This window comes from Pseudoalteromonas sp. UBA2102 (genome assembly GCF_002331165.1).
Taxonomy (GTDB): domain Bacteria; phylum Pseudomonadota; class Gammaproteobacteria; order Enterobacterales; family Alteromonadaceae; genus Pseudoalteromonas; species Pseudoalteromonas atlantica.
In genome coordinates this window covers 1-7,306 of the sequence record NZ_DCYU01000005.1, presented here as the reverse complement: position 1 = coordinate 7,306, position 7,306 = coordinate 1, and the positions used below count along the sequence as shown (strand labels likewise).

The 7,306-nt window shown below is 39.2% G+C and carries 9 protein-coding genes; 7 read left to right on the top strand and 2 right to left on the bottom strand.

The features are described 5' to 3' along the window. The first annotated feature begins 161 nt into the window (after positions 1-161). The 4 genes from B2R65_RS00490 to B2R65_RS00475 all read left to right on the top strand — a co-directional run bounded on the left by B2R65_RS00490 (position 162) and on the right by B2R65_RS00475 (position 3,270). The gene (locus tag B2R65_RS00490; protein WP_286740041.1) at positions 162-1,526 is read left to right on the top strand and encodes a COG3014 family protein; all 1,365 of its coding nucleotides are present in this window, start codon (positions 162-164) and stop codon (positions 1,524-1,526) included. A gap of 8 nt (positions 1,527-1,534) precedes the next feature. Next, positions 1,535-1,960 (top strand): YcfL family putative periplasmic lipoprotein, encoded by a 426-nt coding sequence (locus B2R65_RS00485; RefSeq protein ID WP_024032667.1) that lies wholly within the window; start codon positions 1,535-1,537, stop codon positions 1,958-1,960. 11 nt (positions 1,961-1,971) lie between these two features. Continuing rightward, complete coding sequence (lpoB, locus tag B2R65_RS00480) at positions 1,972-2,589, top strand: penicillin-binding protein activator LpoB (RefSeq protein WP_024032666.1); 618 nt, start codon at positions 1,972-1,974, stop codon at positions 2,587-2,589. A gap of 213 nt (positions 2,590-2,802) precedes the next feature. Next, positions 2,803-3,270 carry an outer membrane lipoprotein gene (locus B2R65_RS00475; protein WP_004587767.1) on the top strand — a complete coding sequence of 156 codons (468 nt, stop codon included), beginning with the start codon at positions 2,803-2,805 and terminating at the stop codon, positions 3,268-3,270. Positions 3,271-3,354: 84 nt separating this feature from the next. Here the strand turns inward: B2R65_RS00475 and B2R65_RS00470 are convergent, their stop codons facing one another. Both B2R65_RS00470 and B2R65_RS00465 read right to left on the bottom strand, forming a co-directional pair. Continuing rightward, positions 3,355-4,572 (bottom strand): pyridoxal phosphate-dependent aminotransferase, encoded by a 1,218-nt coding sequence (locus tag B2R65_RS00470; RefSeq protein WP_004587766.1) that lies wholly within the window; start codon positions 4,570-4,572, stop codon positions 3,355-3,357. Positions 4,573-4,835: 263 nt separating this feature from the next. After that, positions 4,836-5,180, bottom strand: a complete 345-nt coding sequence (locus B2R65_RS00465) for an Hpt domain-containing protein (protein ID WP_004587765.1) — start codon at positions 5,178-5,180, stop codon at positions 4,836-4,838. A 137-nt stretch (positions 5,181-5,317) separates the two neighbouring features. On the opposite strand from B2R65_RS00465, the gene B2R65_RS00460 reads away from it, so the two are divergent. The 3 genes from B2R65_RS00460 to B2R65_RS00450 all read left to right on the top strand — a co-directional run bounded on the left by B2R65_RS00460 (position 5,318) and on the right by B2R65_RS00450 (position 7,294). Further along, entirely contained in the window at positions 5,318-5,914 is a 597-nt protein-coding gene (locus B2R65_RS00460; protein ID WP_138578228.1) for a tRNA-uridine aminocarboxypropyltransferase, read from the top strand. A gap of 16 nt (positions 5,915-5,930) precedes the next feature. Then, a complete protein-coding gene (locus B2R65_RS00455) occupies positions 5,931-6,713 on the top strand; it encodes a CLCA_X family protein (protein ID WP_286740036.1) in 783 nt (260 codons plus the stop codon). 98 nt (positions 6,714-6,811) lie between these two features. After that, positions 6,812-7,294, top strand: coding sequence for a type IV pili methyl-accepting chemotaxis transducer N-terminal domain-containing protein (locus tag B2R65_RS00450; protein ID WP_286740034.1), 483 nt, complete (start codon positions 6,812-6,814; stop codon positions 7,292-7,294). Positions 7,295-7,306 lie beyond the last annotated feature (12 nt).

Here is a 7,306-nt window from a genome sequence, read left to right as displayed (position 1 = left end):
TACACGTAATTTAACTAACGCGCGATGACCTTGGGGAGAATAATTTTCAATCTTCACAGGTCTATATGCCCTAAATTAGGCTACGCTTTTTTACACTATTTCACACAAATCCAAAACCAGAGTATGTTAATCTTTAAAACCTAACTATATAGGAGTGCTCAGTGCGCCAAAGTATAATTTTAAGTGTTTGTTTTATATTAAGTGGATGCAGCACCATAGGCTTTAATGATTTATTTAACGACTATGCAAGCCAAATGACGCCTGTAAGAAACGCAATTAAAAATAACAATATTGAACAGGCTCAATCACTTATTGCCAACAATAGTAAGTTACACAGTAGCTATTTACTTAACCAATTAGAGCAAGCCCGTTTAAAAGACCTTGCTAACGAGCAAAGTCTTTCACAGCAACAATTTGAAAATGTATACGCCCAGGTACAAACAAAACGAGAAGCAGCAAAAATTCAATTAAGTGCAGGGCTTGAACAAAGTAACGCCTTATTTACTAACGACTCTGCCATTACCTATGTACCACCGGCATATGAAATGAGCATGCTACATAGCTACAAAGCACTTAATTATGTATACAACAGTGATTTAGAAGGCGCCTTGGTTGAAATACGTCGCGCTAACAAAGTACAAGTCGATGCACTTGCAGATAATAAAACACAAATAAACGACACAATAGAGCAAGCACAACAGCATTACCCAAGTATGAGTAATGTGACACGCGGTATTAAAAATGGTTTTCAAAATGCCTTTACGTTTTATTTATCTGCACTGTTGTACCAAAGTGATAAACAATACGATGATGCCTACATTGATTATAAAAAAGCATTAGAGATTCAACCTGACAATCACTACTTACAGCAAGATGTAATGCGATTAGCTAAAAAGCAAGGTTTTAACCAAGATTTAGAAGAGTTTGAGCGCCGCTTTAGCCCAATAAAGCCCCTTCATGCTAATCACGGTGAAGTGGTTATATTGGTTGAACAAGGCTTAGTGCCCAAACAAGATGAATTTAAATTACGCTTGCCTATTTATACCTCAGGTGGTGATGCGCGTTTTTACAGTTTAGCAATGCCAGTTTATAAAGATAATGCGTTTATAGCTAATATTAATGGCGTAAATATAGGTTCGCTAAATTTAGAGCTCAACCCATTAGTGCATATAGAAGCATTAGCGGCTAAAACATTAGAGCAACAAATACCGGCTCGCGTATCTAGGCAAGTATTACGCTTAGTAGCCAAAGAAAAAGTGCGCGCAGAGCTTGCTCGTAGCACAGGTGATGTAGGCAATATTATTGCTAATATTTATAATTTGGCGTCTGAGCAGGCCGATACACGCAGTTGGCTTACTTTACCTAATCAAATAAGCATGGCACGTAGAAGTTTAAATGCAGGGTCGCATACACTTTTAATAGGCAACCATGCGCCTATTAATTTTACCGTTAGTAAGCAAGGGTTAACCTTAATTTACCTAACCTCTATTAATAACTATTTTAACTACCATGTGGTTCAACTCTAGGAGTCATCATGAAATATACTTTGCCATTAGTGGCTGCATTAATGCTTGGGGCATGTGCAAGCCAACCTGATACATCAGGCATTTCGGTTGAGCAAAGCAAAAATACATTTAACGAGCAGTTACATGTTGATAATCCTGCTCTAGGTGAAAAGCTTGCCATTACCGATGTTAAAACACGCCAAACAAACCAGTTAACCGACGTGGTAGTAACACTAAGCAGCCAATATAAAAAGTCGCAATATTTGCAGTATCAGTTTAATTGGTACGACAAAGACGGGTTTGTAATTAAAGGAAACCACTCACCTTGGCAAGCCTTAACACTGTTTGGTTTTTCTAAAACACAATTACCCGGCTTAGCGCCAACACCGGATGCGGTTACATTTTCGCTAGCTGTAAGAGAAGTGTCTACCGACGCACAAGAATTTAAAGAATAAGGGTTATAAAAATGATCACTACACAATTTAAAACGTTATCGAGTTATGCAGTTATTGGCCTTAGCGCACTCATTTTAAGCGGTTGTGCCAATAAAGCCGTAGTTAGTTATGGCGACGCGCAAGCAGTAGAAACCACCGATATAAACTTTGGCTCTACCGATTTACAAAAAGTAGCCAGCCAAATGACCGACTCACTACTCAGCTCGCCGGTTATTGGTACAATGACCCAAAACAAACGCCCTGTGGTATTTGTTGAGCGCATTAAAAATAAAACCAGTGAACACATAGACACTGAATCTATTACCGACTCAATCTCTACGCAACTGTTGCGCAGCGGTAAGTTTCGTTTTGTTGACATGACCCGTGTTGAATCAGTACGTGAGCAGCTTAACTTTCAAAACGAAGATGCCCTTGTAAACCCTGCCACCGCAGTTGCCTTTGGTAAACAAATTGGTGCGCAATACATGCTGTACGGCAACTTATCGAGCATTGTTAAATCAAATGCTGATAAATCAGATGTGTATTACAAATTTACAATGCGCTTAATGGATATGCAAAGCGGTCTAGTCGAGTGGGCAGACGAAACTGAAATTCGTAAAACGAAAGAAAAATCGACATTTGGTTGGTAATAATACCAATTCGCTTAATTAACTGATCAATTTTGAGGCTGGATAAACGCGTTGATACCTAGGGGAAATTGCTATTTATTTGTTTTAAATGAGAATCTTTAACGCAAGTAGCGATACGTTCGCCGCAAAATGATTAAGTATTTTTCGCATTGGTATACATTTCCACGCAAAGGCAAAAATATTGCCTTTGCGTAACACCATCAGGAGACACCTATGAAAGCCTTAACCATAGCAATGTGTGCATTGCTTACACTCAGTGCACCAAGTTTTGCGAACTATGAGCGAAACAAAGCCGTGCCTGTACAACAGGTTTTATTTGGCGATGTAAAATCTGTACGTAAAATTACCGAACAAGAGCTTGTGCAAGACAAAAACAATGGCTGGAAAACCTTTGGCGGCGCCCTACTCGGGGGTGTTGTCGGTAATCAATTTGGTGGTGGGAGCGGTCGTACCGTCGCCACTATTTTAGGCTCAGTCATTGGCGGAAGCGTGGCGCATAATAATCAGCAAAAAAGCTATTATAAGCAAACACACCTCGTAGAGTTATTGATTCAGGTAGAAAACGGCGATCAATACATGGTGGTACAAGACCAAGACCAGTCAATGCGCTTTAGTAAAGGTGATAACGTACGGTTGGTCTATTTAAGTGATAATACCGTAAGAGTTGACCGCGCGTACTAACAGCCCGTATCAGCATTATCGCGTAAATAAAAAACGAGCTATTTAAGCTCGTTTTTTATTTTACAGCGCATTAGTTGGAATTAACTAAACTTGGCGATAGTCTTTAAAAAAGCGCTGCATTTTAAGCATCGCACTCGATAAATCGTCTTTGTTAGGTAAAAACACTAACCTAAAGTGATCAGGCTCTGGCCAATTAAATGCACGCCCATGCACTAATAATATTTTTTCTGCTTTTAGTAAATCAAACATCATTTTTTCATCATCAGTGACATTAAAATGAGCCGTGTCTACTTTAGCAAAGGCGTAAAGCGCCCCTTTTGGCTTTTTACAGCTTATCCCTTCAATAGCATTAAGCCCACGCCAAGCAATATCGCGCTGAACATATAATCGCCCGCCTGGGTCGATTAAGCTATCTATTGATTGCACGCCCCCTAGCGCTTGTTGTATCGCATACTGGGCGGGTACATTGGCACACAAACGCATAGACGATAAAATATCTAGCCCTTTGCGTAAATCTTCCATTGCAGAAGTGCGCCCGCTTAGTACCATCCAGCCCATTCGAATACCCGCTGCACGGTAAGTTTTAGCTAAGCCATTAAAGGTAATAATGGGCACATCGTCGCATAACGCACCAATTGAGGTGTGAGTGATGCCATCGTATAAAATCTTTTCGTAAATTTCATCGCTAAGCAATAACAGCTTATGCTCGCGCGCCACATTAATTAACTCTAAAAGTAAATCGTCACTATAAACCGCGCCGGTTGGGTTATTAGGGTTAATTAGTACAAGCGCTTTTGTTTTAGATGTAATTTTACTTTTTATATCTGCAATATCCGGAAACCAGTCTTGCTCTTCATCACATAAATAATGAACAGGGTTGCCGCCTGCTAATTTAACTGACGCGGTCCACAGTGGGTAATCAGGCGCTGGAATAAGCACTTCATCATCGTTATTTAATAACGCTTGGGTGATCATTTGAATAAGCTCGCTCACCCCATTACCAATATAAATATTATCTACATCTAAGTTATGTAAACCTCGTTGCTGGTAATGCTGATAAACCGCTACACGGGCTGAATATAACCCCTTAGAGTCGCAGTAGCCTTGGGCCGAATACAAATTACGAATAATATCGCGGTGCATGTCCTCTGGCATATCAAAACCAAACGCCGCAGGGTTACCAATATTAAGCTTTAGTACCTTTTGACCTTCGTCTTCCATTTTTTTGGCTTGCGCTAAAACCGGTCCACGAATGTCATAACATACACCTTCTAATTTGTGACTCTTTTTAATATCTGACATTTTTACCTCTTTGGGGCGAACTGGCTTTATGGAAAAAAATAATTAACTAGGAGTGGGTTTGTTCAATGCGAGGGTTATAACCTAATGGGCTCGGTAAAATTGTGTTACTAGCCCAAGGGTGGCCCTTGGGCAATGCGTGATCAAATTTATTATCGAGAGGCCAAACACGCCCTAGTAAAGTCTAAGACTACCCTAGTAAAGGCGTAAAATGCCAGCGTAATTAGTTGCTTAATACTGAAATAAATTCACGTTAACAAATAATATTAATTAGACTCTACCCACGCTCTTAATTGGGCCTGCGAACCACTTACTTGCGCCAATAAATCTGTAGATGCCGTAACAGCTTGCGCTAAGTTATCTTGATTGAGATTAAGCTCAATATCACGGGCTACATCAGATAAACTCGTGGCACCAAACTGAGCCGCGTTCGACTTTAAACTATGGGCATGACGAATCGCCGCTTCTTTATCGTTACCAATGGTTGCAATTACTTCATTACCAAGGCGCTCAAATTCACTGCAGCAAAATTCAAGTGTATCTTTAAACTGCTCACCAAGTAACGACTGCATACTTTCTAAAGCAGCCTCATCTATTTGTACTTCTGTCATATTTTAAGCCCTTCTAAACATTCCGTGTCATTTTATAATTAATAGTATTACTGTATATCTATGCGTAAAAAAATCCAACTTTATTACTTTATAAATGTATAATTATCAAAATACACTCGCAATAAAAAGTTTAATTAATGACTCGCCAAGTTTGTGAACGCTGTTTGTTTACGCCCTCTACCTGTATATGCGGGGCCATTAAACGTTTAACAAATAAAGTTAGCGTGGTTATTCTACAACACCCCAGTGAAGAAAAAATAGCGAAAAACACGGCAAAATTGCTTAATTTGAGCCTAACTGACTGCAAAATAATCAAAGGGGAAAATAACACCGACTTTGCCATGCTCAACTCTTTACCTGTTAAGTCCACGGTACTGCTCTACCCTAATGAGCACGCCACCAACTTAGATGATACAAACCCAAAGCAAGCCTTAAGTAACATTACGCATTTAATCGTGATTGATGGCACCTGGAAAAAAGCCTATAAAATTTTGCAGCTGACCCCGCTACTCACTAAATTTAAAACAGTGAGCTTTAAGCAGTTACCGCAAAGCCGTTACGCTATTAGAAAAGCCCCCAGAGCCGACAGTCTTTCTACGCTTGAGGCCGTTGCACATAGTTTGTTGTTAATAGAGCAGCTAAACCCTGCCCCGCTTTACAATTTATTAGACGAATTAATACAAAAACAAACCCAACACATGCCCGAACACGTAAAAGCACGTTACTTAAATTAGCCACCATTAAACGTAAATGCGTAATTACCCAAACAGATTAAAACGCGGATTCACTCGTAAAGGGCCTGACTACCGCTTTGACGACCAAGTTGACTTTAGTGATATTAGAGACACCTTTGGCTTTAGATCTATGGTTGTAGGAAAATGGGTGACCAAAGAAGAGCATTTTATTAGTGCAAACTTAATTTACGATGCCCTCGCCGACCTTGCTCAAATATTACATTTACCACCCAAAGCCATTGGCCTGCGCGGCAAACTAAATTTTGCCTTTGGGCATGGCGGTCAAAAAGGCGTACAAGCGCATTATAACGCAGCTTCACAAACCCTTGCTTTAGCAAAAAACGCCGGCGGTGGCGCATTGGCTCACGAATGGTTTCATGCCTTTGATCACCATATAAGCGAGCATTTATTTAATGCAAAACCTCGCTTTGGATTTGCCTCAAAGCTGTGGCTTTCAAATACGCCAAATTTATCGCACCCACTTAATAGTGCGCTCAACGATTTTTACAAAAACGTGTTTTTAGATTTTGATGGGGAAGATGCGAATGAATTTGTACAAACGTGCATAAAACACGACCAAGCGCATAACATGAACTACATGAGTATGCCTGAGGAGTTAGCAGCGCGCTGCTTTGAAGCTTGCATAGATGCTCACAGCACTATTCAAAATAGCTTTTTGGTTAGTGGCTTAAAAAGCAGTAATTTAATTTACCCTGATAATGAGCATATTAATAAAGCAAATGAAGCGCTTAATAAGTATTTTGAACTACTGGGTTATGCACTTCATAAATCTCAATAAGCCACAAACTACCTTGTAAACTTTAATTACGTGAAAAATCTTATATTTAATCTATCCTATCCTAAAGCATTAAAAATTTTAAAATAAGTAGCAATTAAATGGTAAATACTGATTTTACAAATAAAAAGCATGGCGCTATCTCTTTTGTTTATATTGTTCCTTTAACTGTAATTGCAATTTTATCTATCTGTATTCACTTTATGCTTGATGAAGTCATTGAAGCGCAAACCGATACTGGAAAACTCGTAAATGTAAGTGGTCAACAAAGAATGCTTTCGCAACGGGTGAGTATGTTTACTTTAGAGTACTTAATGTATGGCTCGCAGGATTCTAAATTACTGGCCATTAATGCTTTAAACTCTTTAAAAAATAATCATAAATACTTATTAAGCGAGCATTATGGGGCGCAAGTATTAGGCGATGAAAGCCCGCTATCTAACGAGTTGTTAGCAATGTATTTTAAAGAGCCTATTAATGTCGATAAAAAATTAAGTATGTTTTCAGATAGAGTTGAAGAAGTACTAAAGTTAAAAACACAAACACTTAATTTAGATACAGTGCAAGAAAGCTTTTTTCTTTAGCAAAAGAGCCGC

Excerpts from the sequence above, each read along its gene's own strand:
- B2R65_RS00475 (WP_004587767.1), top strand. The coding sequence starts at position 2,803 with ATGAAAGCCTTAACCATAGCAATGTGTGCATTGCTTACACTCAGTGCA.
- B2R65_RS00450 (WP_286740034.1), top strand. The coding sequence starts at position 6,812 with ATGGTAAATACTGATTTTACAAATAAAAAGCATGGCGCTATCTCTTTT.
- B2R65_RS00455 (WP_286740036.1), top strand. The coding sequence starts at position 5,931 with ATGCGTAATTACCCAAACAGATTAAAACGCGGATTCACTCGTAAAGGG.
- B2R65_RS00465 (WP_004587765.1), bottom strand. The coding sequence starts at position 5,180 with ATGACAGAAGTACAAATAGATGAGGCTGCTTTAGAAAGTATGCAGTCG.
- lpoB (WP_024032666.1), top strand. The coding sequence starts at position 1,972 with ATGATCACTACACAATTTAAAACGTTATCGAGTTATGCAGTTATTGGC.
- B2R65_RS00460 (WP_138578228.1), top strand. The coding sequence starts at position 5,318 with ATGACTCGCCAAGTTTGTGAACGCTGTTTGTTTACGCCCTCTACCTGT.
- B2R65_RS00485 (WP_024032667.1), top strand. The coding sequence starts at position 1,535 with ATGAAATATACTTTGCCATTAGTGGCTGCATTAATGCTTGGGGCATGT.
- B2R65_RS00470 (WP_004587766.1), bottom strand. The coding sequence starts at position 4,572 with ATGTCAGATATTAAAAAGAGTCACAAATTAGAAGGTGTATGTTATGAC.